Raw genomic sequence first — 239 nt, forward strand, 5'->3', positions numbered from 1 at the left:
GTGGATATCCGCGCCGGCAGCTCTGGCCGTCCGGCTACGGCGCTTCGTCGCCAGCAGTGGGCGACGATCCTGCCTCAGTTGCAGTCGTCCGTGATGACGATCGGCCAGCTTCGGCAGGCGACTCCCGCTGAGATGGCCGACAGCCTGGAGCAACTGGTCGTGGAGACCATCCAGCGTACGGGAGACACCTCGATCGATCCCTACACCTTCATTCCGCAGGGACAGCCGCAGCCGGCGCC

At 66.5% G+C, this 239-nt stretch carries 1 protein-coding gene; it reads left to right on the forward strand.

Annotated features, from left to right (window positions below):
* Positions 1–239 (forward strand): hypothetical protein (locus tag SB822_RS60625; RefSeq protein WP_410859589.1); only part of this gene is annotated, 239 nt, incomplete at both ends.

Origin of the sequence: Paraburkholderia sp. SIMBA_054, from assembly GCF_046534875.1 — a bacterium.
GTDB classification, from domain to species: domain Bacteria; phylum Pseudomonadota; class Gammaproteobacteria; order Burkholderiales; family Burkholderiaceae; genus Paraburkholderia; species Paraburkholderia hospita.